The following is a 25,513-nucleotide window of genomic DNA, read 5'->3' as shown; positions in this document are numbered from 1 at the left end:
CACCACCGGCTTGAGGTTGGCGCGCGCGGCATACACCGCCGCCGTCCACCCGGCCGGGCCGGAACCCAGGATCAGCAACTTGCTGTGTCGTGTCGCCATGGAACTACGCTCCTCGAGGAAAATCCTGGAAATGGCGCCGGCCCAGCCGCAGCGCCACGTGCACCAGCAGGATCAGCACCGGCACTTCGACCAGCGGCCCGATCACCGCAGCGAATGCCGCCGGCGACGCCAGGCCGAACGCCGAGATGGCCACCGCGATCGCCAGTTCGAAATTGTTGCCGGTGGCGGTGAATGCAATGGCCGTGGTGCGCGGATAGTCCTTGGCGATCCACTTGCCCATGAAGAAGCTGAGCACGAACTGCACCACGAAGTAGATCGTCAGCGGCACCGCGATGCGGACCGCGTCCAGCGGGATGCTCAGCACATCGCCGCCTTTCAGGCTGAACATCGCCACGATGGTGAACAGCAACGCCGCCAGGGTGATGGGGCCGATCGCCGGCAGGAAACGTTGCTCGTACCAATGCGCGCCCTTGGCCCGTTTCAGCCAGCGGCTGCTGGCGAAACCGGCGGCGAACGGCAGGCCGAGATAGATCAGCACCGCCTCGGCGATGGTCCAGAAGCCCACGTCGATCACGCTGCCATGCAGGCCGAACAGCGGCGGCAGCACCGACAGGAAGAACCACGCATAGGCGCTGAAGAACAGGATCTGGAAGATCGAGTTGAACGCCACCAGCCCGGCGACGTACTCGTTGTCGCCGCGCGCCAGCTGGTTCCATACCAGCACCATCGCGATGCAGCGCGCCAGCCCGATCAGGATCAGCCCGGTCATGTACTCCGGGTAGTCGCGCAGGAACAGCACCGCCAGGGCGAACATCAGCACCGGCCCGACGATCCAGTTCTGCAGCAGCGACAGCGCCAGCACGCGCCTGTCGGCGAACACTTTCGCCAGTTCCTCGTACTTCACCTTGGCCAGCGGCGGATACATCATCAGGATCAGGCCGATCGCGATCGGGACGTTGGTGCTGCCCACCGACAGCGCATGCAATGCGTCGGGCAGGCGCGGGAACGCCGCGCCCAGGCCGACTCCCAGCGCCATCGCGGCGAAGATCCACAACGTCAGGTAACGGTCCAGGAACGACAGGCGGCGCGGCGGGTTTGCGTCTTGCATGATCGGATCTCGGCGGTCGGGCCCATGCCCGGGCAGCGCCGCCTGGTCGGGCGGCGCTTCGATGCAGCGGCGGCGCGGGCGAGGCGTCAGCCGATCGCCGCGATCGCGTCCAGCGCCTGCTTCAGCGCGGCCCTGTCGTCCCACAGCGCGTCGGGCAGCGCCAGGAATGCGCGCAAGCGCCGCTTGACGGTCGCGTGCGCCTGCGCGAACGCGGTGCGCTTGTCCTCGTCGCTGCCGCCGACCGCTGCCGGATCCGGCAGCCCCCAGTGCGTGCGCACGAAATCGCCGAACACCACCGGGCAGGCCTCGGCGGCGGCGCTGTCGCAGACGGTCACGATCAGGTCCAGCGGCTCGGCGCCGCTAGCGGCGAACTCGTCCCAGGACTTGCTGCGCAGCCCGTCGACCGGCAACCCTTCGCTGGCCAGCTGCGCGATCGCGAACGGATTGACTGTGCCGGCCGGCTGGCTGCCGGCGCTGAACGCGGCGTAGCGGCCTTGGCCCCAGGCGCGCAGCGTCGCCTCGGCAAGCACGCTGCGCGCGGAATTGCCGGTACACAGGAACAGGACCCGCTTGTTCATCGGAGCGTCTCGATAGGATATGGGGATGGTGGTCGGAACGTCAGCGGCGTGCTCAGGACCGACGCGGCCGCCCGGTGACGTTGCGTGGCGCACGCGACGCCGCCGGCGGTGCGGCGTCGGGCAGACAGTCCGCTTCGCCATTGCAGCAGTTGTGGGTCAGGAACCCGAGCAGCGCGTTCATGCCGTCGAAGTCGGCGCGGTAGCAGATGGTGCGTCCGCGCGCCTGGCCGCCGACCAGGCCGGCGGCGGACAACTCCTTCAGGTGGAACGACAAGGTGGCGCCGGGCAGGCCCAGCCGCTGCGCGATCTCCCCCGCGAGCAAGCCGTCGCGGCCGGCCTGCACCAGCAACCGGAATACCGACAGGCGGGTGGCATGACCGAGCGCGGCAAGCGCTTGCGTGGCCTGATTTATTTCCATGTTTCTAGAATAGTCGAATGTTTTCCGGCATGCAAGCGGGGTCAGGAGAACCGCACGCGACTTGGGGCCAGCGCTGTATCCGTGGCATCGAAGCACGTCGCCGCGCATCACCGAGCCGTCGCACGTACCCCTGCTGCTGCGACCAGGAGTGAACGGTCACGAATTCGTGGCACCGCCGCTTCGCGGGAAAAGCCACGATGCCTGGGCCTGGGCCAATCGGTCGCCAGACCCCACTTCTTCCGCGAGACCGAGCAACGCCGCAAATGCACGCACAGGCTGCGGTCCCGCAAATAAATGGCTCGCCATCGCGGTCGCGGCATCGCTGGCAGCCGCGAACCAGCGCCTGCGGCAGTTCGCAGGCACGTTGCCACCGGGCACAGCGCCGACACCCGGCGTCGGGCGCTGCCGACGCAGCACGGTGCGCGTCGCCCTCCTCGCAGCGCGGAACGCATCAACATCACGTCCACGCATCGCCCACAGCGCGCATGCAAGGATGGCCGTCCCACCGCCGATACGCCCGCCATGCAGACCTCTGCCAATGCCGACGACGAATTCGCGCGTCAACGCGTCGTGGACAGCTACCGTATCGTCGACACCCTGCCCGACGGGGTCTACGACGATCTGGTCGGCGTGGCGATGGCGCTGTGCGGCACGCCGATCGCGCTGCTGACGCTGATCGACCGCGAACGCCAGTGGTTCAAGGCGCAGCGCGGGCTGGACATGCGCCAGACCCCGCGCGGCATCGCCATCTGCGACCATGCGATACGCGAGCCCGGCCGGATCATGGAGGTCCGCGACCTGCGCCTGGATCCCCGCTTCGCCGGCAACCCGTGGGTGAGCGGAGGGATTGGCGTGCGGTTCTATGCCGGCGCCCCGCTGCTGACCCCCGAGGGCGTCGCGCTGGGGACGGTGTGCGTGCTGGACCGCCAACCGCGCACGCTGACGCCGCAGCAGCGCGACGCGCTGCAGGCGCTGTCACGCGTGGCCATGGGCTTGATCGACAGCCGCCGCCGCGAGCTGGCCACGGAGCGCGACGGCCTGCTCGGCGCGGCGCACGCGCCGAGCGAGGCGATGGCCACCACCGGCGGCTATACGGTGGCGATCCTGGAATTGCAGGACTTCGCCACTGCCGTGGAGACGATGGGCGATCTTGTGCTCGAGCGCGCGTTGCAGCGCTTGCACCAGTCGCTGGAGGACTGCGTGCACGCGGAACTCGGCGACAGCGTCAACCGGGTCACCGGAAGCCCGGAATTCATCGCCGTGCTGCACGGCGCCGCAGCCGACGACAGCATGCGCCGCCTGCGCCAGGCCGCGCTGCGGCCGGGCGTGGGCGTGGACCTGCGCATCCTGGTCGGCGCGGCGAAATCCGCCCACGAGAACGAGCCACCCGAGCGCGTCTATCTTCGCGCGGACCAGGAACTGAGCCAGCTCAAGAGCCAGGCGTCGTCGGCAGCCGGGAATGCGCCGCCGGCCGACTGATCGGATGCTAGCGTTAGCGCCGTCGCCGGTGGCAAGACAACGCTCTTACCCTTAGCTGCGCTCTTACTCTTAGCTGCGTCTGGCAGTCGCGTGCGCGGCTATGTAGCCACCCGCACCGGCCGGGCCCCTGGAACTTGACCAGCGCGAACAAGTTCATGTCGTGTTCGCAGGCGCCGGCACGTCCAACTCGACCGCGGCTGAGCAGATTGGACTGTTTGGCTTTCTGATAACCCGAAAGCCAGTGCGTGGCATGCCGACTGAAGCCGCGTTCGGGTCATGGGTTGGGTGGATCGAGCCAGCCGCTTGGATTTATGAGAACGCTGAAGCGAGTGGCGTCGCAGGCCGACCGAATCCGCGCTCCGCTCATGCGGGTGAATCGAGCCAGCCGCGCGCCTGCGCGGCGGCGACGTCGTCGGCCGTATCCACGTCCAGCGCCAGCGCCGGAGCGACGACGCAGCCCACCGTGTCCCAGCCCAGCTTCTCGAACAACGTGCGCAGCCCGCGGTCGCCCGCCAGGTTCGCGTGCCGCCATTGCGACTGCGCCACCACGACTGGAATGCCGCGCACGCCGGCGTAGCCGCTGACCGCGCAGCCGGAGGCGGCGCGCCCGGCCGCCTCGAGCAGCGCGTGCAGGTGCACTTCCTCAAGCGCAGGCTGGTCGCAGCCGAGGATCAGGCTGCGCGCGATGGCCGAGTCCTCGCCCACCGCCGCGCGCAGCGCGGCCAGGCTGCTGCCCATGCCCTGCGCCCATTGCGGATGGCCGACGATCTCCACCGGCAGATCCTCCAGCACCGCACGCGTCGATTCGGCCTGCGCGCCGACCACCACCAGGCAGCGCCGCGGCGACGTCGCCAGCGCCAGCCGCACAGCGCGCCGCAGCAGCGGCTCCCCGTCGCGGGTCAGCAGTTGCTTGGGCTGGCCCAGGCGGCGGCTGCCGCCGGCGCCGAGGATCAAGGCCGCATGCGGCTTGGTCATGCCGGCGCGCTCGTTCCAAACCAGGAAACGTCCCAGCCCGCGCGAGCGGTCGCCCACGCGGACGCGAGAGGTCTTTCGGCAGGCCATGCCGCCAGCGCAAACGCCGCGCAGCTCGTGCGCTTGGATACGAAAGGATCGATACAGCGCCGGTCAACCGACATGTCACCGTCCCAGTTCGTCGAAAACGGCATCAGCGTAGGAGCAGGCATGTCGTAGCGGGGTGACTTCCGGCTGCCGCCACGCCCCAAGCGTCAGGCACTGCGATCCGACGAAACGGCAGGCAGCGGCCAGCGCCACCGTTGCAGGCACTCGGCGCCGACAACGTAGCGGTCCGCTCAGTAGAGTCGGGGGCCGCTCGGCTGGATGAGCTTCTTCAAGCCCTCCTGCACGGCTTGCTTTGCCGCGCGGCCGGCCGCATCGATCCCTTCCTCGACCGCTTCGCCAACCGCACGCTGCGCGCGCTGCTTGGCGTCGGCGGCCGCCTGCTTGGCCGATTCGACGGCGTCGTTAACGCCTTCCTGCACCGATTCGCTCAGGCGCTCTGCCTGATAGGCCGCCTCATCCAGCAACTGGATCCGTTCGTGGTCGCGATCGAGCACCCGGCGATACTGGCCCGGCCCATTGGCCTCCCGCCGGGTGCCGCTGCCCAGCACGTTGCGCACCACCCAGCCATCGAAGCCGCCGATCTCGCGCAGCTCCTTTGCTTGCGCATCGGTCATCAGCGGCATCTTGGCCGGGTGTTCGTCGTCGCTGACATTGGGGTTCTGCTGCAGCACCTTCTGCTCGAAATGGTTGAGCTCGTATTGGGCGGCCAGCGCGCGGGCGCGTACTGCGCCCTCGTACTCGCCCTCTTCCTCGTAGCGCTTGGCCTCGGCCAGCAGATGCATGCGCGCCTGGTTCTTCTTGCGGATCTCGTTGGCGAAGATGTTCTTGTCCACCTGCGATACCGGCCCGAGCAGCCAGAACCCGGCGTGCGAATCGTGCACGTAGTCGTCGAAGAAGCGGTCCACCTCCTGCGGGATCGGCGTGGCATCGTCCACCGCCGCCAGCAGATCGCGCTGCACCTGGCTCGGATTCGGCGCGACTTCGATCTTGTGCACGCCGGCACGGGTAGCTATCTGGCGCGTGGACGGACGATGCGCAGCGCGGGCGCGCTCAATGTCCTGCATCCAGTCGCGGTTGCCTTCCTCCAGGTCGACCCGGTCCTGGGCGTTTGAATGCTGCCAGCTCGACATCGCCCGGAACTGCGCTTCGGTTCGCTTGCTCGCGCGCCAGCGCCAGTAGCGCCGCATCTGCTGTTCCATGCGGTTCTCCATCACGCCGCGCTTGGAGCCGGACAGGTTCTCGCTCTTTTCGTTGGCCGGGGTCCATTGCAGGTAGGCGGAGAAGGCTTTTTCCAGCGAGGGATCGACAATGTAGTCTTGGCGCACTTCTGCCTGCAACGCGTCCAAAGGACGCAGTTTTACGCCACCGTTCGCCGCCTCGAAATACATGTCGTTGAGCGGGATCTGCGACATCAGGCTGGCACGGCCGCCGCGCGCCTTGCCCTGGTCGTTGGGGGAATAGCCCCCGCCGATATCCGAATGCGCGCCGGGGTAGACGAATTCCTTGGTGTGCGCCGGCCAGGTCCCGCCGGCGCGCACCGTGGACACCGGGAACGAGCGGCGTATCTCATGCCCGGCCACGTAGTGGACCGCGGCCTCCACCTGCGCCGGAATGCGCATGGTCTTGTTGGCCCAATCGAACAGGCCACTGCCCGCCGGCGAGGAATCGGCCAGCAGCACCGAAGCCACCGTGTCGTAGATACCGAGAAAGCGCAGGTTGACATCGGCTGCACCCACCTTGCCCTCGGTGGCCAGCGCCACCCAGTTGCAGAAGGTCCGCGCTTCGGCCGCGCCGCGCGAGAAGCCGAACACCGACAGGTGTATCCGGGTGATGCGCGGCCGCGTATCGCCGAGTTGCTTGGTCAGGCGCGCGTCCACGCATTGGAAGATCGAGCGCATCTTCCCGTCGCCGAGGCGGTACCAGGTGCGCAGGCCGGTGAAGGTGCTGGTCACCAGATCCTTAGTTTCTTTTTCGTCCAACAAGTCGAAGCCGGTCACCGACGCAGCAACGGCGTTGTAGACCTGCAACAATGCCCAGTGGATGCGATCTTCGCCACCTCGGGCCATGCTCTTGCCCTTGGCGTCCTCGCCCTTTTCGCCGATTTCCTCGAACGGGGTACCGACGCCTGGGACGTAGTAGCGGAAATGCTCCTTGCCATCTTGCTTGTGCGCATCGTACAGGCTGACGATATTGGAATGGCCCTGGCCCTGGCGGTCGCGCTTCATGTTGTTGTTGGTGCCGTCGAAGAACACGGCGACGTGGATCTCGCGCGTGCAGTCCAACCCATCGACCGAGGCCACGCAGGCCTTGCCGGCGCGCTGGCTCAGCTCACGCGGACTGGGCTTGCGCTGGCTGCGCGAGAAGTCCTTGGGCACCTCGGTGCGGCCATCGGGTTTGGCGCCGTACCTGGCGTTGTCCCAATGGTCGCCGGGCGGGGCGCTGGGCAACAATTCGTACGCGGGCGACCATTTCTTCGACAGGAACGGCTGCTGCGCAGTAGGCCGGAAATACAGGATCTGGTCGCCATTGGGCAGGACCAGTGCCGTAGCGACCACCCGTTCGGCGGTCTGGAAATACCAGGTCTCGGTGGAACCGTCCTGCTGGCGCTTGACCGCATACCATCCTGGTTTGAAATCGCTCATGGCTGCTCCTTGGCCTGGGCTGGTTGCTTGGGTGGGGAAGGTGGCGGCGGCCAGTCGTCCGGCTTGACCGGCGCGTCTGGCCCCTTGTAGCCCTGAGAACCGGCTACGCCATTCCAGATCAGCATGCGAACCTGCCCGCCAGGAAGGAAATGTACGTTCAAGCGCGTACCGGTCTTCTCGTAGCGCTCGATCGGGACCACTTTTTCGTGCCATGTCTCGGTTGGGTCGTTACCGCCCGGAATCCCACTTGAGGTAGTCCAACGCACTGTCGCAGTCAGCCCCGGCCGCCACTGGCGCGGATAGGTGACGCAGCACACGAAGCTGCCTCCGCCCTCGAAAGGATAGGAATTGCCACCCCATTGCCCATTCACGTACAGCTGGTGAATGTAGTCCTCGGTGTGGTTGTACGGGCTGATCTTGGCCGCGGCCGTGTCGTCGGCCGGTTCAGCCCGGCATGACGTTAGCACCAGCATGCACAGCACGCCCCATCCCCAGCGATGCCAGCGTCCAGGTCCACGAAACGCGGATCGAGATTGGTCGTTCGTCATCGTGATGCTCCATTTGCCATGCCTGCGGCTGGCGACGTTGTCACTGGGTTTATCGCCGGTTGTGCGGGCGAGGAAGGCGGCGGCCAGTTCTCAGGTTTGACCGGGGCGTCCGGGCCTTTGTAGCCCGGCGTACCCGCCGACGCGTTCGATATCAGCAGGCGAACCTGCGCATCGGCAAGGAAATGAACATTCAACGTGGTTCCGAGTTCATCGTAACGCTCGATCGGGACCACTTTCTCGTGCCAAGTCTCTGTCGGATCGTTACCACTTGGAATCCCGCTGGAGGTAGTCCAGCGCACCGTTGCAGTCAGTTCCGGCTGCCATTGACGCGGGTAGGTAACGCAACACACGAAGCTGCCGCCGCCCTCGAAAGGATAGGAATTGCCACCCCACTGCCCATTCACGTACAACTGGTGAATGTAGTCCGCAGTGTGGTTGTAGGGGCTGATCTTGGCCACGGCCGTGTCGTCGGCCGGCTCGGCGCGGCATGAAGCCAGCGCCAGGCACACCAGCAGTGGGTTGCATACCGGCATCAGCAGCCGTCGTCGCATCATGCGGGCGCGCCATCACTGTCGGCGGTGCGGGACGGTGCGTTGGCCTCGAGCTGGTCCCAGACATCGTCGCCCCATAGCTGCATGCGCTCGACCATGCGGTACTTGCCCAGTGCGAGATCGGCCCACAGTTCCTGGAGGCACGGCAAGCGATGGAAGTCCTCGCCGCAGCTCAGGCTCAGGACCACGAACTGCAGCCGGCTTTCCAGATCGTACACATGGTATCGATCCGCAGTGGCCAGGATGGCACACAGGTGCGCATGGAACTGGCCGCGATCGCGTGCCGGCACCAGGCTGGGCGTCTGTTCCAGCAGCAGGGCGAAGATTGCATCGGGTTCGGCCGCCGCGCGGATCCGGCGGAATTGCGCCGCGCTCAGCCGCAGATGTTCGGCCTCGTCGGCCGTTGCATCGGGTTCTGACTGCCAGTGCCGGATTTCGCCGTTGCGGCCGATCCAACCCCAACGTTGGATCAGTTGCGCAACGCGCGCGCGCTGCGCGGGGTCCAGCGCCTGCAACAGTTCCGGCAATACCCGCGTATCGGCGAAGCGGCAGTGCAGCGGAGCGACCCGGTCTTCGAGCTTGATCCGCGCAAGGTAGCTGGCGAGGCCTTGCAATGCGGTTTGCTCGGCGGCGGTATACAGCCAGCTCAATGCCGGGGCTCCGTCCGTCCAGGCCAGCAAGTCCTGGATTTGCGCGCTGGCGCGCTCGGTTGTCGGTTCCAATGGCAGCAGCCAGACTCCCTGTTCTTCGAATGCGGACAGGTTGGACGATGCATACGCATTGAATGCCGGCCATGAACGGCGCCGGAGGCGGGCATGGAACGCCGCGGCGTCGACCAGCGCCAGATCGGCGAACACCCAGGCAGGCGTGGGTTCGGCACCGATGCGCGCGGCCAGGGCCGCGCGCGCACCCGCGTCGAGATGGTCGATGGCAAAGTCGGCCGGCATGAAGGACGGCATCCCTACTGCAATACCGCGAACGGGGCGCCCGCACGGGCCGCCTTGAGCATGCACTCCACGCACACCGATTGCGGAAATAGCGGAAGTGGAGCGCTGTGGTTCGCCGGCCCCACGAACGACTTCTTGCTCGCATGCACGGTGATGGTGCCGGGGCAGGCGAAGGTGATGTTGCCGCCTTCGATCGTCACGCTGGCACCGCCGGCCACCGCCAGGTGCACCGTCTTGCCCGCGGCCAGTTCCACCTCGGCGTTGGCGCTGACCACCTTCAGCCCCTGCTTGGCCTGCACCCGCACTTCGTCCGACTGCGCCTGCACGTCCAGCTCGCCTTCGCCGCTGACCAGGCTCAGGCTGTTGGCTTGGGTCTGCCCGCCCTCCACCGCCGCGGCCAGCACGCCGATCGCCTGCCCGCTGTGCAGCCGCCCATGGCCGGCGACCGCCAGCTCGCTGCCCTGCCCGCTAGCCAGCGTCAGCGTCTCGCCCACGCTCCAGCTCAGCCCCTGCCCGGCCACCACCCCGATCCCCGCCGGCGACGCCAGCCCCAGCAACGCATCGCCGGTGTGCGGCACCCGGCCTTCGCCCGGACTGGCGCTGCGTTCGGCCGCCGCGCCCTTGGCCTCGGCATAGGCCGTGCCCGGCACCGTGGTCTTCACGCTGCTCAGCAACGCCTGCAGCGGCGCCTGGTCGGCGATCAGTTTCGATTGGTTCGCCTGCTTCGCCCCTTCGTGCGCGGCCAGCTTCACCGTCTGGTGCGTGCCGGCCGCCTGCGAAAACGTCTTGCCCAGGGTCTGCAGCTGGGTCAGCAGCGCGCTGGGCTGCGCCGCCTCGCCGGCCGGGCCCTGGGTCCGCCCGTAGCTGCTCAGCCACAGCCCCGACGTGGCGCGCAGCGCGCCCCACGCGTCGGTGCGCAGCTCGAAGCCTTCGCCGCGGAAGCTGCCGCGGTAGTTGTCGGCCTGGTGGATCAGGTGCCCCAGGCTCAGCTGCGTGGCCGCCTGCGTGGTGGCCAGCTGCAGCCGCAGCTGCTGGTCGCTGTCGTCGAACACCAGCCGGCTGTGGCCCTCGCCGCCCCACTCCTTGGACTTCACTCCCCACAGCGCGGTGGCGTTGCGGTGCGCCGCCTCGCCGCCGCCGGCGCCGTGCCAGGCCGGGGCGTGGCCGCCGGCCAGGTTCGCCTGCGCGCTGCCGCGTCCATCGCGCGCCTGCGCGTAGGCCTGGGTGTCGGCCTCGGCGGCCTGGCCGCCCGGCGTGGCCGGCGTGCCGGCCTCGCCCTTGCCGTTGTACAGCGTGCCCAGCACCACCGGGCGGTCGATGTCGCCCTCCAGGAAGCCCACCAGCACCTCCTGGCCGATGCGCGGCAGGAACTGGCTGCCCACCCCCGGGCCGGCATAGCGCTGCGCCACGCGCAGCCAGGTGCTGTCCTGCGCGGCCGACGCCGCCGCGTCCTGCTGGAAGTGGAACTTGACCCGGATCCGGCCCAGCGCATCGGCGTGGACCTCGTTGCCGCCGGCGCCGGCCTGGCCGTTGGCGCCGACCACCACCGCGGTCTGGTAGCCGGGGGCGGTGGGCCGCGGGTTGAGCCGGGCGCCGGTGCCGTCGGCCAGCACCGGGCGCCACGGCTGCTGCCGGTCCACTGCCTCGAAGGCGTTGCCGTAGCCCACCGCCTCGGCCTGGGTCCAGGTGCTGCGCGCGGCCACCGCGCTGGCCTCCGGCCACGCCGGCGGCGCGCCCAGCTGCGACTGCACCGCCTCGCGCAGGTCCACCGGCAGGTTGTTGATCCCGGCATGCCACAGCCGGGTCAGCAGCAGCTGCGCTGGCGGCGCCTGGCCTTGCTGCGGCGCCTGGGTCAGGGTGAACCAGGTCCCGGCGCGCAGCGTGCGCACCGTGCTGCGGCCCTGCCACGGCGACCACTGCGCCTCGTGCGCCTGCGCCATCAGCCCCGCATAGCGGTCCGCTTCCTGCGCGCTGGCGAAGGCGTACATCCCCACCGGCTCGTACACCTCGCGCAGCGATTGACCGCCGCCGCCGTGCAGCGGCAGCTGCGCGCTGCGCGCCTGGCGGGTCTTGAAGTCCTCGCTGAGCACCGTCAGCCGGCCGCTGCCCAGCCGCCGCGTGGCGCCGATCGCCAGCACGCTGTCGGCCGCCTCGGTCGCGTCGCTGCGGTGGTAGCGCAGCCCGCCGCCCTGCGCCGAACTGGCGTCCTGCGGCTGCGCGGCGCTGTCGGCGAACACCACCAGCTGGTGGCCGCACGGCGCCTGGTCCGACTCCTGCAGCCGCCACCCCAGCCCTTCCTCGGCCAGCAGCCGCTGCACGAAGGCCAGGTCGCTCTCGCGGTACTGCACGCAGTAGCTGCGCGGACGCGCCTGCGCCAGGAACCCGCTCACTTCCTGGCTCCACTGCCAGCTCGCCTGCGGCGCGTAGTCGGCGAACACCGCCTCCACGATCTGCACCAGCGTGCGCTCCTGGAACACCCGGCTGTGCCGGCCCTGCCCCAGCCACCACGTCCACGGCACCAGGCCCACGCGATAACGCGCCAGCCCGCCGTCGCTGCCCAGTTCGTACGCCTCATGCACCAGGCCGCTGCGCGGGCTCTCCCCGCCGCCGGCCAGCTTCGTGTACAGCGTCGCACGACGCCCCAGCCACGCCTCCAGCGGCAACCCCGCCTGCGTGCTCAGCACGTCCACCCACCATACGAATCCGCCGCCCAGGCGCTCTTCGCCGCTCCAGCGCTCGACCAGGGCCTGCGCGTCGCCGTCGGGCAATTCCAGGCGGTACAGGCGCTCGCTTGCGGACAGCTGCGCCAGGGAGGCGGCCAACAAACCCAATGCTTCCATCGCTCTACCTCGATCCTTTTTGGTCCTGGTGCCGGAGTCCTTTCCGCTCCCACACGCCGAAGTTCCACCCGCCATTGCCGCGACCGCTTGCCACTGCACACGCTGCGACTGCATCGCCGCCGCCACGGAGCCGGCGCAAGCGCGCCGCTGGCTGCAAGCCGATGCGTACGCCCGCGCCACCGCCCGAACCGGACGACGGCCCGCGGCCGACGCCTGGCCGCCCATTGTACCTTGCCGAAGCCGCCGGCCAGAGCCGGCGGACGGTGCTGTCCACTGCCGCGCCGCCAGGCCCGCCCGGCGCTTTGCGCCGCATGAATCCTGCGTCACGGGCCGCCGAAAAGCGTTCCGGTAGAGTACCGCCGTCCAATCCAGCACGGCACCGCAATTCCGTCCATGAGCCCAGACCCCGCAAGCGCCGAAGCCAGGGCCCCGGACGACGCTTCCTTCCTGCTCGGCGGTGGCCGCACCGGCGAGCTGATCGGCCGCTTCGACTGGTCGCGCACCCCGCTGGGCCCGTTGTCGGGCTGGCCGCAGAGCCTGCGCACGGTCACCGCGATGCTGTTGCGCTCGCCGCTGCCGATCGTGCTGCTGTGGGGGCCGGAAGGCATCATGATCTACAACGACGCCTACGCGGTCTTCGCCGGCGCGCGGCATCCGCAGCTGCTCGGTTCGGAGGTCCGCCGCGGCTGGGCGGAAGTGGCCGACTTCAACGACAACGTGATGAAGGTCGGGCTGTCCGGCCGCACGCTGTCGTACAAGGACCAGGAGCTCACCCTGTACCGCAACGGGCGCGCGGAGCAGGTCTGGATGGACCTGGACTATTCGCCGGTGCTGGACGACGGCGGCCAGCCGGCCGGCGTCATCGCCTTCGTCGTCGACACCACCGAGCGGGTCCGCGCGCAGGCGCACATCCAGGCCGAGCGCTCCCGCCTGACCCGGCTGTTCGAGCAGGCGCCCGGCATGATGGCGATGCTGTCCGGCCCGGAGCACGTGGTCGAACTGGCCAACCCGGCGTTCGTGCGGCTGATGGGCGGCGGCGACCTGCTCGACCTGCCGATCCGCGACGCGCTGCCGGACATCGCCCGGCAAGGCTTCATCGACATCCTGGACAACGCCTACCGCTCGGGGACGGCGTTCGTCGGCAACGCCGCCAAGGTGCAGTTGCAACACGGCGAAGGCCAGGCGCGCGAGCGCATCCTCGACTTCGTCTGCCAGCCGGTGACCGGCCCGTCCGGCGAGGTCAGCGGCATCTTCATCGAAGGCTACGACGTCACCGAACGGCGCCTGGCCGCCGACGCGCTGCGCGCCAACGAGCGGCGGCTGCGCTTCCTCGATGCGCTGACCAAGGCGACCGCGGCCAGCACCGACGCCAGCGTCATCCTCGCCATCACCACGCGCATGCTCGGCGAACACATGAGCGTGTCGGTGTGCGCCTACGCGGACATGGACCCGGACCAGGACGGCTTCACCATCCGCGGCGACTGGAGCGCGCCCGGCTCGCAGAGCATCACCGGCCACTACAGCCTGGCCGCGTTCGGCCAACTGGCGTTGCACAACCTGCACGCGGGCCTGCCGCTGGTGCTGGACGACACCCGCGCGCAATTGGCGCCGGAGGAAGCGGCCACGTTCCTGGGCATCGGCCTGGCCGCGACCATCTGCATGCCGCTGGTCAAGGAGCACCGCCTGACCGCGCTGATGGCCGTGCACGACAAGGCGCCGCGCCGCTGGACGCAGGAGGAGCAGGCGCTGCTGACCGAAGTGACCGAGCGCTCCTGGGCGCACATCGAGCGCGTGCGCTCGGAAGCGCAACGGCGCCTGGGCGAGCAGCGCTTCGTGCGCGAGCTTGAGCAAAAGGTGGCCGAACGCACCGCCGAGCTGGCGCAGAGCGAATCCAACATCCGCACCATCCTGGAGACCTCGCACCTGTTCCAGGGTCTGCTGGACCTGGATGGCCGCCTGCGCTACACCAACGCCACCGCGCTGGAAGGCATCGGCGCGCGCCTGGACGACATCAAGGGCTGGCCGCTGTGGACCACGCCATGGTTCGCCGACACCGCCGGCGCGCCGGCGCTGGTCGAGGCAGCGGTGCGCCGCGTCGCCGCCGGCGGCACCGAGCACATGAGCATGACCCTCAACCTGCCCACCGGGCTGCGCGCGTTCGACCTGTCGCTGCGGCCGGTGCAGGATCCGTCCGGCGCGGTGGTGGGCATGGTGTTCGAGGCGGTGGAGATGACCGCGCGGATCATGGCCGAGCAGGCGCTGCGGCAGGCGCAGAAGATGGAGGAAATCGGCAATCTCACCGGCGGCATCGCGCACGACTTCAACAACCTGCTGACGGTGATCCTGGGCAGCCTGGAACTGCTGCGCCTGCGCGTGCCCGACGACCCGGCGCTGCTGCGCCTGCTGGACAACGCCACCGCCGGCGCCGAGCGCGGCGCCTCGCTCACCTCGCGCATGCTGGCGTTCGCGCGCAAGCAGGAACTGCGCACCGAGCGGATCGACGTGAGGACGCTGATCGAAGGCATGACCGACCTGCTGGAACGCTCGCTCGGCGCCACCATCGCGGTCGAGCTGCAATTGCCGGCGCGGTTGCCGGCGGTGGAGACCGACGCCAACCAGCTCGAATCGGCGCTGTTGAACCTGGCGATCAATGCGCGCGACGCGATGGACGGCCAGGGCCGGATCGTCATCGCCGCACGCGCGGCGCGGCACGCGCATGCGGTCGACGGATTGCAACCCGGCCATTACGTATGCCTGGCGGTCACCGATACCGGCGTGGGCATGGACGAGGCCACGCTCAAGCGCGCCGCCGAACCGTTCTTCACCACCAAGGGCATCGGCAAGGGCACCGGCCTGGGCCTGTCGATGGTGCACGGCCTGGCCCAGCAGTGCGGCGGGACGCTGTTGATCCGCAGCGCGCCGAGCGCCGGCACCACCGCGGAAATATGGCTGCCCGCGCTGGCCGCCGGCGCCGCGGACACGGCGCCGCGCGGCCGGGCGGCGGCACCGCCGGCGCAGGCCGACGCGGCCGGGCCGTGGAAGATCCTCGCGGTGGACGACGATCCGCTGGTGCTGGCCAATACCGTGCAGATCCTCGGCGAACTCGGGCATCAGGTCGCTGCGGCCGGCTCCGGCAAGGAGGCGCTGGCGATCCTCGACGAGGACGACTTCGACCTGGTCGTCACCGACTACGCCATGCCCAACATGACCGGCACGCAGCTGGCCGTGGCCCTGCGCGCCAGGCGCCCGGCGCTGCCGATCCTGCTGGTTTCCGGCTACACCGACCTCGCGCCCGGCGCTTATCCGCAGATCCCGCGCCTGCCCAAGCCGTATTCGCGCGCCAGCCTGGCGCAGGCGCTGGCAGACGCGATGGGCGCCGGCGAAGGCGCCAACGAAGGCGAAGCGGCGGCGTCGGTGTGCGAGAACTAGGCGACGGGCCGTGGTGGCCGCCGCAGCGGGCGGTCACCGGAACGCCGTGCGGCTAGTGTTGCGCCGAGCTGGAGAACAGGTTGATCACCACGACCCCGGCGGCGATCAGCGCCATGCCGGCGATCGCCGCGGCATCGAGCTTCTGCCCGAACCATAGCCACGACACCAGCGAGATCAGCACGATCCCGATGCTCGACCACAGCGCGTAGGCGATGCCCACCGGAATGCTGCGCAAGGTGAGCGACAGGAAATAGAACGCGACGCCGTAGCCGACGACGACCAGCAGCGACGGCCACAGCTTGGTGAAGCCCTCGCTCGCCTTCAACGACGAGGTCGCGGTCACTTCGCCGACGATCGCGATAAACAGGAACACCCAGTTCTTCATCGCAAGCCACCTTCTTCCGGATTGGGGCGCAGACACTACCCGCCGCCCCCGTATTGCGGGGGTTTTTTGTTTGTGCGCAGCCGGATCCGTGGCGGCGACGCAGGGCCGATCGGATGCGTTGCGCGCTGCGGCCGCGGATCCGGCGATGCTGCGGCCATCCCGGCTCGATTCGTGGCGGCCGTACGCGGCATGCCAGCACCATGGCGTCGGCCGAAGGCGTGGTACCCGCAGCCCGCGCCGTGAGCGCCGGCGATGCGGTCGCGCAACGCCAGCGGCGCCGGAAGCCACTCAGCCATCCTTTGCCAGCCGGCCTGTAGGAAGAAGGCGCGACGGCACTTGCGTCATCCAGGCGACTGACTACGGCAGCAACCGGAACAAGGCTCGACCGTGGCCGGAGCGTGCTCTCAGCCGGTGAGCTCGGCCATGAACTCCTCGAACGACTCGCATACGAATGCCAGCTCGTCTTCGTCCATCAGGTACAGATAGATTTTCCCGTAGTCATCGTTCCTGAGCGACAACAGATAAGAGTTGCCAACACAATCGTATGCGAAGGGAACCAGGCCCTCCAATGACGGAAGGCTGTCGACCAGGTTGCGATAGACCACCTCGACCGGGGCCACGCCGTACTTGATCGGCGTGAAGCCGCCCAGCAGGAAATCGTTGTCGCCGTTGCTGTCCGACAGGTCGCCGCCATTGTGCGCCAGATAGAACTGCCTGAAGGCCTCCGGCAATTGCGCACCGAATCCGTCCTGAAACTCGATCAGTTCCTGCACCGACAGTGCCTGCCCGGAATCTTCGAGGATCAACTTCATTCGAACGCTTCTCTTGTCCTGCTCCTGAACGGGCCGCGAAAGTATAAGCCTCGCCCGCATCACGCCTGCAGGGGCGCCCACGACCGCTCACGACCGCCCGGCCTTGCCGCCATTGCCGACGGCGGCGACCGCGAAGACACGCCCCCGCCCGGATGCGTCTCGCCCCAACCATGAGGTCCAGCGCGCAACGGCGCCATGCCCGCCGGTGGCTATCGCAGGTGAAAGCGCTCGAAACGCTCCAGCGCCGCGCCGATCGCCGCCTTCAGCGCAGGCCGCTGCGGGACCAGCCAGGTCCATTTCTGGATCAGCATCCTGCCGGCCTGGCGGTCCATCTTCAGGTCGAGCGCGGCGACGATGCGATCGCCGACCAGCACCGGCAGCGCGAAGTAGCCCAGCACCCGCTTGGCCGCCGGCACGTAGGCCTCGAAGCGGTGTTCGTAGCCGAAGAACTGCTGCAGCCGCTTGCGCTGGATCAGCAGCGGATCGAATGGCGACAGGAGGTGGGCGAGCGGCTCGTCCGGCATCCGGACGGTCGCTTCCAGCAGCGCCGGCTCGGCCCACAGCGGCACCCGTTCCTGCCCCTGCAGGTGCACGGCGACCAGCCGTCCGCGGCCGACCATGGCCTCGATCAGCGCGCGCACCGCGGGCTTGGCGGCGTTGTTGCCGTAGCAGACCGAATCCACGCCGACCACGCCCTGCGAACGCAGCGCGCGTTGCAGCAGGTACTGCGCGAACTGCGCCTCGCTGGCCGCGCGCGGGCGCCGGCTCCAGCCGAAATGGCGCGCGCTCAGCTCGTAGGTCTTGAGCATGCCGCTGCGCTGGCTGACGACCAGCTCGCCGCTGAAGAAGCCGTAGCGCAATGCCGCGCGCGATGGCTTGCGGCTGCCCCAGGGATGGGTCTTCTCGACCAGCACCTCGTCGTCGATGTCGCGGATCGACAGCGGACCCTCGTCGCGGATGCGCCGCAAAAGCTTCGCGTAGTCGGCGCGATCCACGCTGCCCGCCGCGTCCGCGCGTTCGCGATAGCGCGCCATCTGCGCCACGTACATGCGGTAGTCGGCCACCGGCACGTAGGCCAGCGCATGGGTCCAGTACTCGAACACCGACTTGTCGCGCGACTGCGCCTGGTCCAGGTCGCGCTTGCGGTAGGCGGGAATGCGGCTGTACAGCACATGGTGGTGGCTGCGCTCGATCACATGGATGGTGTCGATCTGCACGTAGCCCAGATGCGCGGTGGCAAGGCGCACCGCTTCGGCGCCTTCGCCGAACGGCGCCGGCACGTTCAGTCGTTGCGCATCGAGCCAGAGCGCGCGAGCCCGGGCGGGGGCCAGCGCGACGGAGGAAGCCGGAGTCTTACGCATCGGCAATCGGGAGGTTGAGATGCGGCAAGCATAGCGGCGCAGCGGCGATGGCGCCTAGCCGCCCGGCTCGCGCCTGTCGCGCTGCGCCGGACGGGCCGAGAAACCGGCCAGGCCACGCAAAAGCCAAGCCAGCCCAACGCTCTTCCGAGTCCCGAGTCCCCAGTCCCGAAACCATCCGCGCAACCGCCCATTCGCACCCGCCTCCCCGCTTGCAGAATAAGTGCATATGCACGTAATCTGCGTCCCATGACCGAAACGCCCTGCCGCTGCACCTGCTTCCTGCTGCGTCGCGCCGCGCGACGGACCACGCAGGTCTACGACCGCGAGCTGGGCAAGGTCGGGTTGAGCCTCAACGAGTATTCGATCCTGCGCCGCGCCGGCCAGCCGCGGCAACTCGGCGCGCTGGCCGAGCGCCTGGGCATGGACCGCAGCACGTTGTCGCGCAACCTCAAGCCGATGCTGGATGCCGGCTGGGTCGAGGAACGGCGCGGCGACGATGCGCGGCAGAAGCTGGTGGTCGTCAGCGCCGCCGGGCGGCGCCTGCTCAAGCGCGCACTGCCGCACTGGCAGCGCGCGCAGGCGCGGATCGACGCGCTGGCCGGGCCGGAGCGGATCGACGCGCTGCACGAGCAGTTGCGCCAGCTCGAGCGCGCCCTGCATACCACGGGCGCCGCCGCATGAGCCGCGCCGCGCCGCATCCCCCCGGCTCCGGCCAGTGGGGGCTGCTGGTCGCCGCATCGGCGATGCTGATGCTGACGATGGGCGCGCGCCAGACCACCGGCCTGTTCGTCGAGCCGATCCACCGCGACAGCGGCGTCGGCATCGCCGCGATCAGCTTCGCGCTGGCGGTGGGCCAGTTCGTCTGGGGCGCGGTGCAGCCGGTGTTCGGCGCCATCGCCGATCAGCGCGGGCCACTGCCGGTGCTGCTGCTCGGCGGCGCGCTGCTGGCGCTGGGCATGGGCCTGGCGCCGCTGATGCCGAGCGAATGGGGCCTGATCTTCAGCCTCGGCCTGCTCGCCGCGGCCGGCGCCGGCGCCGGCAGCTTCTCGGTGCTGATCGGCGCCACCGCGCATCGCCTGGCGCCGGAGCGGCGCTCGTTCGCCGCTGGCCTGATCAACGCCGGCGGCTCGCTGGGCCAGTTCCTGTTCGCGCCGCTGGTGCAGTGGATGATCGGCGCCGCCGGCTGGGCGATGGCGATGACCGGGGTGGCCGCGCTGTCGCTGCTGACCCTGCCGCTGGCCTGGCCGCTGCGCCGCAAGCAGGCCGCGCACGCGCCGACGGCCGCCGCGGCGGCCACGCAGCCCGACGCGGGACTGCGCGCGCAGTTGCGCATCGCCGTGCGCGACCGCAGCTACTGGTGCCTGCACCTGGGCTTCTTCACCTGCGGCGTGCATATCGCCTTCCTGGTCACTCACCTGCCGGGCGAGGTGGCGCTGTGCGGGCTTCCGGCCAGCGTCTCGGCGGCGTCCATCGCGCTGATCGGGCTGTTCAACGTGGCCGGCAGCCTGGTGGCCGGCAAGCTCGGCGAGCGCTACCGGATGAAGTGGCTGCTGCTGGCCATGTACGCCAGCCGCGCGGTGCTGATCGCACTGTACTTGGCGGCGCCGCCCACGGCGCTGACGTTCTACCTGTTCGCCGCCGCGCTCGGCTTCACTTGGCTGGCGACGGTGCCGCCCACCGCGGGGCTGATCGGCAAGCTGTTCGGCCCGCGCTACCTGGGCACGCTGTTCGGGCTGACCCTACTCTCGCACCAGCTCGGCGGCTTCTTCGGCGCCTGGCTCGGCGGCGTGGCGCTTGAGCGTTTCGGCAACTACCAGTGGATGTGGTACGCGGACATGGCGCTGGCCGCTGCCGCGGCACTGGTCAACCTGCCGATCCGCGAGCGCCGGCCGGTGCCCGCCAGCGCCTGAGGCGTGTTGTTGCGCAGCATGGGCGGCATCCCGCCGCCGGTAAATTTCATCGGCCGCAAACGAATTTCCGTGATAGCAAATCCGGAACGCCACGGCGGCGCAAATTCCTTTTGACAGCGCCGCGCCGACACCGGAGGTTCGCTGCTGGATCGCCACTGCCGGCGATCGCACCCCGCATGCCGAGGAGGCCGATATGGACGGACTACGCGCTTTCGCCGTTTCGCTCGCAATCGTGGCCGGCACCGTCGCGGCGGCGCTCGCGCCGCCGGCCGCCGCGCAGACGCTGGTGTGGGAGGACAATTTCGACGGGCCCGGCATCGACGGCAGCAAGTGGATCTACGACGTCGGCAACGGCTGCCAGATCGGCCTGTGCGGCTGGGGCAACAGCGAACTGCAGTACTACACCAGCCGGCCGGAGAACGCGCGGATCGAGAACGGCCGGTTGGTGATCGAGGCGCGGCGCGAGGACTTCCAGGGCAGCGCGTTCACCTCGGCGCGCCTGAAGACCGAGGGCCGCATGCACTTCAAGTACGGCACGCTGGAGGCGCGGATCAAGACCCCGCAGGTGGGCAACGGCCTGTGGCCGGCGTACTGGATGCTGGGCACCATCGGCGTGTGGCCGGCGCGCGGCGAAATCGACCTGCTCGAGGCCGGCTCGGCCTCGGCGATCGCCGCCGGCCTGGCCAACCGCCGCATCGGCGCGGCGGTGCACTGGGACTACAACGGCTCGCAGGCCGACTACGGGCGCGACTACGACCACCCCAGCGACCTGCACACTGATTTCCACGTCTACCGGATGACCTGGGACGCGCAGTTCATCCGCGCCTGGATCGACGACCAGCCGTACTTCGAGTTCGCCATCTCCGACATCGAAGGCGCCTCGCTGCACGAGTTCCACCAGCAGTACTTCCTGCTGCTCAACCTCGCCGTGGGCGGCACCTATACCGGCGTGGGTTCGCCGGCCGGCGTCACCGCGCCGATGCCCGGCAGGCTGGAAGTGGACTACATCCGCCTGTACCAGAATCCGGGAAGCGAACTGTACGTCGGCGCGGCGCATGCGGTGCCCGCGGGCAAGTTCGGCGTCTACACCGAACGCAGCGACACCGTGGGCCAGCTGAACTTCGGCCAGGACGCCGAGCTGTACCTGTGGAACAACCTGACCCCGATCGCCGAGGCGCCGTTCGAAGGCAGCCAGGTGATGGCGTTCCGCGCCAATGCCGGCGCCTGGTGGGGCCTGGGGATCTTCATCGACTACCGCAACCTGGGCGCCTACGCCGGCGGTACGCTCAAGCTGCGCCTGAAGACCACCACCCCTTCCACCTTCAAGATCGGCATCAACACCTCCTTCGGCGACAGCTGGGTGGATTTCGTGCAGGGCGGGCCGCAATACGGCCTGGTCCGCGACGGCGCCTGGCACGAAGTGACCATCCCGTTCAGCGCCTTCTACGACCTGGACCTGCAGGCGGTGAAGCAGATGTTCATGGTGGTCGCCGATCCGCCCGCCGCCGACGTGGCGATCGCCATCGACGACGTCTACTACCAGAGCCCCTAGCGCGAAACCCGCTCGCTGGCCGCGGCGTTGGCGAAGCCCGGTTTCGCCGAGTCGGGCCGCCGGCAACCCTCGCCACGATCATTCTTCGTCGAGATCGTCCTCGGCGACCAGCCCTTGAACGAACCCGGGAAAATCCGCGCAAAGGTAGTTCTCGGACTTGATCTGATTTTCTTCGGGGCTGAGTTCGCCGTAGAAGTTGTCGGTGGTGAAATAGCTGACTCCCCCCATATCCAGATCCAGGCAAAAGAAGTTGCCGCCCAGGTCGTTCGCGAAGGGCAGCAAGCGCGCGGGAAGCACCTGCTTCTTCAGCATCAGCTGGTAGGTGGAGAGCAGCGTGTAATCGCAGTGGGCGATCGGCTTGAAGGCGGCCACTTCCACAGGATCAAAGAACTTCCCGTCGACCCAATATGCCCGCTCCGGCATGCCGCCGTTGTACTTCAGGTAATGATCTCGAAAGGACGGCGGCAGCTTCTTTCCGATCACCGATTCCGCATGGTCCAGATCCGCCGCGGTGACGGCCGCTTCGCAATCCGAGAAGGTGTTCTCAATCAATGCATGTCTCCATTCATGAGCAACGCCGGGCTCCGGTCCATGACAGCCGACCTTGCAGGCGAGCCAGAGCGGACTAGGCGCTCGATGCGGTGCGCGAAGGCGCGTCGCACCGGCGACGGGCTTTCACGCAACGGCTCAGGATAACCCAGCGCGTTTCGCAGATCGCGCAGCGTCGCGGCCGAACCGTCGTGCCATGGTTTGCCAGCGCCCGCCCAAACCGCGCCCTATGCAGTTCGGCGAGCGCGCGCCTGGGGTCGCTTCGGCACGCACGCGCTCGCACGCTGTCGCGCGATGGCGCGGGAGGAGTACAGCGACCACGCCGTGTGCAGCGGGCGGCACGGCCGTACCGCACCGCACCGCACCGCACCACACCACACCGCAGTGCATGCAGCCGCACGTTGCTCGCCTACAGCTTGTAGCTGAACCCGAGCAGGTACTGCCGGCCGTACTCGGTGTATTCCTCCGGCAGGAACAGGCCGGTGCCGGTGCCTTCGCTGACCACGGTGCGGAACGGTTCGTTGCCGACGTTGTTGATCTGGAACATCAGCGACAGGCCCTTGAGCCGGCTGCCGTCGCCGAAGTCGTAGCTCAGCTGCAGGTCGGTGACGCGTTCGCTGAGCGTGTTGCGGTACTGGCGCTGGCCGAACAGCGAGCTGTACTCGCCGCGATAGCCGTCGCGGTAGCGCTGGCTGACCCGTGCGCCAAAGCCGTGCTTCTCGTAGAACAGCGTGGCGTTGGCCACCACCTTGGACAGGCCGGGAATGGTGTCGGTGCCGGGCGAGCTGTCGTTGGGGTCCGGGTCGACCGACGATTCGGTGTAGGAGCCGTTGAGCTGGACGCCGAAGCCGTCCAGCGCCTCGGCGAACACATCGCCGGTCACCGTCGCAGCGAACTCCACCCCGCGCAGGTAGCCGCCGGTGCCGTTGGCCCAGGTGGAGAAGGTGCCGATGTCGGAGATCGGCACTTCGCCGTCGGGATCGTAGCCGCTGAAGTCCCACTGCAGGTTCTGGCGGTAGATGTAGGTCTCCAGGTCCTTGTAGAACAGCGCCAGGCTGACGTAGCTGGCCGACCCGAAGTACTTTTCCAGCGACAGGTCGACCGCGTTGGCGCGGTACGGCTCCAGCGTCGGATTGCCGCCGCTGCCGTTCCATTCGCCGGTGGTCTGGTTGACGCTGGCGTCCGAGTCGGCGCTGAGGTAGTTGATCGGCGGGCGCATCAGCTGCTTGGCCGCGCCCAGCCGCGCCATCCAGCCCTCGCCGAAGTCGAACACCAGGTTCAGGCTGGGCAGCACGTCGTGGTAGCGGGTGCCCAGCGTCTGCGAGCCGACCACCGCGCCGCCGTTGGCGTTGAAGCCGGTGGAGGACTGGTCGGTGCCGATGTACTGCATGCCGGCGTTGCCGCGCACGCGCACGCGCTCGCCCAGGTCCATGTCGATGTTGGCGCGGACGAAGAAGGTATTGACGTCCTCCTCGACCACGTAGTCCTTGCGCAGGTCGTCGTTGCTCTCCGACAGGCTCACCTCGTAGTAGCGGTCGAGCAGCGCGCGCGGATCGTAGCTGAGCACCCCGCCGATGCCGACGAAGCCCAGCGAGGTCGGCGACATCAGCAGCGCCGGGTCCACCCGCACCGGCACGCGTCCGGGCAGGTCGGCGAAATACACCTCGGCGCGCTTGTCCTTGCTGCGCCGGTTGAGATTGACCCCGACGTCGAAGCTGCGCACGAAGGCGGTATCGACGTTGTAGTTGAACTCGAAACGCGCGGCCTTGATCTCGTCCTTCTGCCAGGAATTCTCCAGCCGGCCGTCGTGTCCCCAGTGCTGCGGATCCCACAGATAGACCGCGCCCGGGTCGGCCATGTCCGGCAGCGCGTAGCGGCCGTAGCCGGGGCTGAGCGGCACGTCGAAGCCGATGTCCTGCTGGCCGAGCAGGCCCGCGTAGGTCTCCAGTTGCGACTGCCGGCGCTCGGCGCGCGAGTAGTTCAGGTCCAGGGTCAGCGTCCACGGATCCCAGGAAAAGGTATTGGCCCATCCGGCGGACAGGATCTTGTCCTGGCGCCGGTTGCTGTCGTTGCGGATCACCGGCTGGGCGCCGGTGAGCGTACCCTGGACGATCACCGGCACGCCGTCGCGGTCGGTGGTGACCACGTCCCGGTAGCCGACCTGCCCGCCGGCATCGTTGGTGAAGAACGGGTCGTTCGACCACATCGTGCCGTGGGTGACCTCGTCCTGGTCGAACTTGGAGTAGTACAGGTCGAGCAGGCTGTGGAAGTGCTCGTTGGGCTTGAACTCCAGCGCGCCCATCACCCCGTCGCGGGTGAGGTCGCGCGACTTCACCCACGCCTCCGAGCCCTGCAGCGCCACCGCGTCGGCCGGCTTGCCCGGCTGCGGCGCGCCCCACACGTCGGTGTTGGCCCACCACCACTCCTTGTAGTGCTTCTCCTGGAACGGCGAGTTGAGCCGCGCCACGCCCAGCGCCACGCCGATGGTGCCGTCGGCGAACTGGTCCACGTACGACGCGCTGGCGCGGTAGCCGCTGTCGTCGCCGTCGTCGCTGAGGCTCCCCAACGAGTTCCTTTCGCCGTGGCCGCTCACCACGATGCGGCGCTCGTCCAGGTCCAGCGGGCGGATCGTGCGCAGATCCACCGTGCCCGACAGCCCCTGCCCCATCACCGCCGCGTCGGCCGTCTTGTACACCGTCACCGCGTTGATCAGCTCGGCCGGATACTGGTCGAACTCCACGCCGCGGCTGTCGCCGGTGCTGACCTGCTCGCGGCCGTTGAGCGTGGTGCCGACGAACTGCTCGGACATGCCGCGGATGTTGATCACCTGCGAACGCCCGTCCACGCGCTGGGTGGCGATACCGGGCAGGCGCGAGATCGAGTCGGCGATGCTGATGTCCGGCAGCTTGCCGATGTCCTCGGCCGAGATCGCCTCCACGATCGAGGTGGACTCGCTCTTGGTCTCGATCGAGGTCTCGATGCTGTGGCGGATGCCGGTGACGCTCACCGTCTCGAGCGTGGTCGCCTCCTGCCGGGCCTGGGCAGCCGAATCCTGGGCCTGCGCGGCGGCCACGGCGCCCAAGGCGATGCAGCAGGCCATGGCCAGACGGCATGGGTTCCCCAGCAAGAATGCGCCGCGCGCGATGCGCCGCGACGCGATGGCGTTGGCTGTCATGAGCTCCCTCCAGGCCCGTGTCGACCACCGTGACTTACGTTCCGCGCGGCGCGCATGTCAACTTCGGCGACAGCGCGCCGCCGCCACGG

At 68.8% G+C, this 25,513-nt stretch carries 19 protein-coding genes and 1 pseudogene; 5 read left to right on the top strand and 15 right to left on the bottom strand.

The genetic code is table 11. From position 1 onward, the window contains the following. From JR065_RS14475 to JR065_RS14460, 4 genes and pseudogenes are all read right to left on the bottom strand, one after another. Positions 1 to 99, bottom strand: a pseudogene (locus JR065_RS14475) (thioredoxin-disulfide reductase); the annotation flags it as partial. A 4-nt stretch (positions 100 to 103) separates the two neighbouring features. Next, positions 104 to 1,168, bottom strand: a complete 1,065-nt coding sequence (gene arsB, locus JR065_RS14470) for an ACR3 family arsenite efflux transporter (RefSeq protein ID WP_206234971.1) — start codon at positions 1,166 to 1,168, stop codon at positions 104 to 106. 86 nt (positions 1,169 to 1,254) lie between these two features. Then, the gene (locus JR065_RS14465; protein WP_206234970.1) at positions 1,255 to 1,746 is read right to left on the bottom strand and encodes an arsenate reductase ArsC; all 492 of its coding nucleotides are present in this window, start codon (positions 1,744 to 1,746) and stop codon (positions 1,255 to 1,257) included. Positions 1,747 to 1,798: 52 nt separating this feature from the next. Further along, positions 1,799 to 2,164: an ArsR/SmtB family transcription factor gene (locus JR065_RS14460; protein ID WP_206234977.1), complete on the bottom strand. Its 366-nt coding sequence runs from the start codon at positions 2,162 to 2,164 to the stop codon at positions 1,799 to 1,801. 522 nt (positions 2,165 to 2,686) lie between these two features. Between JR065_RS14460 and JR065_RS14455 the strand changes: the two genes are divergently transcribed. Further along, positions 2,687 to 3,643: a diguanylate cyclase domain-containing protein gene (locus JR065_RS14455; protein WP_206234969.1), complete on the top strand. Its 957-nt coding sequence runs from the start codon at positions 2,687 to 2,689 to the stop codon at positions 3,641 to 3,643. 363 nt (positions 3,644 to 4,006) lie between these two features. Here JR065_RS14455 and JR065_RS14450 read toward each other — a convergent pair whose 3' ends face one another. The 6 genes from JR065_RS14450 to JR065_RS14425 all read right to left on the bottom strand — a co-directional run bounded on the left by JR065_RS14450 (position 4,007) and on the right by JR065_RS14425 (position 12,251). Then, positions 4,007 to 4,618 carry a nucleotidyltransferase family protein gene (locus tag JR065_RS14450; protein WP_206234968.1) on the bottom strand — a complete coding sequence of 204 codons (612 nt, stop codon included), beginning with the start codon at positions 4,616 to 4,618 and terminating at the stop codon, positions 4,007 to 4,009. A gap of 335 nt (positions 4,619 to 4,953) precedes the next feature. After that, complete coding sequence (locus JR065_RS14445; RefSeq protein ID WP_206234966.1) at positions 4,954 to 7,365, bottom strand: T6SS phospholipase effector Tle1-like catalytic domain-containing protein; 2,412 nt, start codon at positions 7,363 to 7,365, stop codon at positions 4,954 to 4,956. After that, positions 7,362 to 7,913 carry a DUF3304 domain-containing protein gene (locus JR065_RS14440; RefSeq protein WP_206234965.1) on the bottom strand — a complete coding sequence of 184 codons (552 nt, stop codon included), beginning with the start codon at positions 7,911 to 7,913 and terminating at the stop codon, positions 7,362 to 7,364. The genes JR065_RS14445 and JR065_RS14440 overlap by 4 nt, the downstream gene beginning before the upstream one ends. Beyond that, positions 7,910 to 8,467, bottom strand: a complete 558-nt coding sequence (locus JR065_RS14435; RefSeq protein WP_206234964.1) for a DUF3304 domain-containing protein — start codon at positions 8,465 to 8,467, stop codon at positions 7,910 to 7,912. Before JR065_RS14435 ends, JR065_RS14440 begins: the two co-directional genes overlap by 4 nt. Beyond that, positions 8,464 to 9,411 (bottom strand): DUF4123 domain-containing protein, encoded by a 948-nt coding sequence (locus tag JR065_RS14430; protein WP_241093632.1) that lies wholly within the window; start codon positions 9,409 to 9,411, stop codon positions 8,464 to 8,466. The genes JR065_RS14435 and JR065_RS14430 overlap by 4 nt, the downstream gene beginning before the upstream one ends. A 14-nt stretch (positions 9,412 to 9,425) precedes the next feature. Beyond that, the gene (locus JR065_RS14425; protein ID WP_206234961.1) at positions 9,426 to 12,251 is read right to left on the bottom strand and encodes a type VI secretion system Vgr family protein; all 2,826 of its coding nucleotides are present in this window, start codon (positions 12,249 to 12,251) and stop codon (positions 9,426 to 9,428) included. A gap of 393 nt (positions 12,252 to 12,644) precedes the next feature. On the opposite strand from JR065_RS14425, the gene JR065_RS14420 reads away from it, so the two are divergent. Continuing rightward, a complete protein-coding gene (locus tag JR065_RS14420; RefSeq protein ID WP_206234960.1) occupies positions 12,645 to 15,680 on the top strand; it encodes a PAS domain-containing protein in 3,036 nt (1,011 codons plus the stop codon). Between the two features lie 52 nt (positions 15,681 to 15,732). Here the strand turns inward: JR065_RS14420 and JR065_RS14415 are convergent, their stop codons facing one another. The 3 genes from JR065_RS14415 to JR065_RS14405 form a co-directional block, all read right to left on the bottom strand. Then, the gene (locus JR065_RS14415; protein ID WP_206234959.1) at positions 15,733 to 16,065 is read right to left on the bottom strand and encodes a DMT family transporter; all 333 of its coding nucleotides are present in this window, start codon (positions 16,063 to 16,065) and stop codon (positions 15,733 to 15,735) included. Positions 16,066 to 16,469: 404 nt separating this feature from the next. Continuing rightward, positions 16,470 to 16,877 carry an SMI1/KNR4 family protein gene (locus tag JR065_RS14410; protein ID WP_206234958.1) on the bottom strand — a complete coding sequence of 136 codons (408 nt, stop codon included), beginning with the start codon at positions 16,875 to 16,877 and terminating at the stop codon, positions 16,470 to 16,472. A gap of 209 nt (positions 16,878 to 17,086) precedes the next feature. Next, entirely contained in the window at positions 17,087 to 18,157 is a 1,071-nt protein-coding gene (locus tag JR065_RS14405) for a winged helix-turn-helix domain-containing protein (protein WP_343237274.1), read from the bottom strand. 327 nt (positions 18,158 to 18,484) lie between these two features. On the opposite strand from JR065_RS14405, the gene JR065_RS14400 reads away from it, so the two are divergent. The 3 genes from JR065_RS14400 (at position 18,485) to JR065_RS14390 (ending at position 21,700) form a co-directional block, all read left to right on the top strand. Beyond that, complete coding sequence (locus JR065_RS14400; RefSeq protein WP_206234955.1) at positions 18,485 to 18,919, top strand: MarR family winged helix-turn-helix transcriptional regulator; 435 nt, start codon at positions 18,485 to 18,487, stop codon at positions 18,917 to 18,919. Next, on the top strand, positions 18,916 to 20,148 hold the full coding sequence (locus JR065_RS14395) for an MFS transporter (protein ID WP_206234954.1): 1,233 nt from the start codon (positions 18,916 to 18,918) through the stop codon (positions 20,146 to 20,148). Before JR065_RS14400 ends, JR065_RS14395 begins: the two co-directional genes overlap by 4 nt. A 193-nt stretch (positions 20,149 to 20,341) precedes the next feature. Then, on the top strand, positions 20,342 to 21,700 hold the full coding sequence (locus tag JR065_RS14390) for a glycoside hydrolase family 16 protein (protein ID WP_206234953.1): 1,359 nt from the start codon (positions 20,342 to 20,344) through the stop codon (positions 21,698 to 21,700). 78 nt (positions 21,701 to 21,778) lie between these two features. On the opposite strand, the gene JR065_RS14385 is transcribed toward JR065_RS14390, so the two are convergent. Both JR065_RS14385 and JR065_RS14380 read right to left on the bottom strand, forming a co-directional pair. Next, positions 21,779 to 22,252 (bottom strand): SMI1/KNR4 family protein, encoded by a 474-nt coding sequence (locus JR065_RS14385; protein ID WP_206234952.1) that lies wholly within the window; start codon positions 22,250 to 22,252, stop codon positions 21,779 to 21,781. 406 nt (positions 22,253 to 22,658) lie between these two features. Beyond that, positions 22,659 to 25,424, bottom strand: coding sequence for a TonB-dependent receptor (locus JR065_RS14380; RefSeq protein ID WP_206234950.1), 2,766 nt, complete (start codon positions 25,422 to 25,424; stop codon positions 22,659 to 22,661). Positions 25,425 to 25,513: the final 89 nt, after the last annotated feature.

The sequence above is a fragment of the Xanthomonas sp. genome, from assembly GCF_017163755.1.
GTDB lineage: Bacteria > Pseudomonadota > Gammaproteobacteria > Xanthomonadales > Xanthomonadaceae > Xanthomonas_A.
The sequence above is the reverse complement of the archived record's forward strand: the minus strand, read 5'-3'. Positions and strand labels throughout refer to the sequence as shown.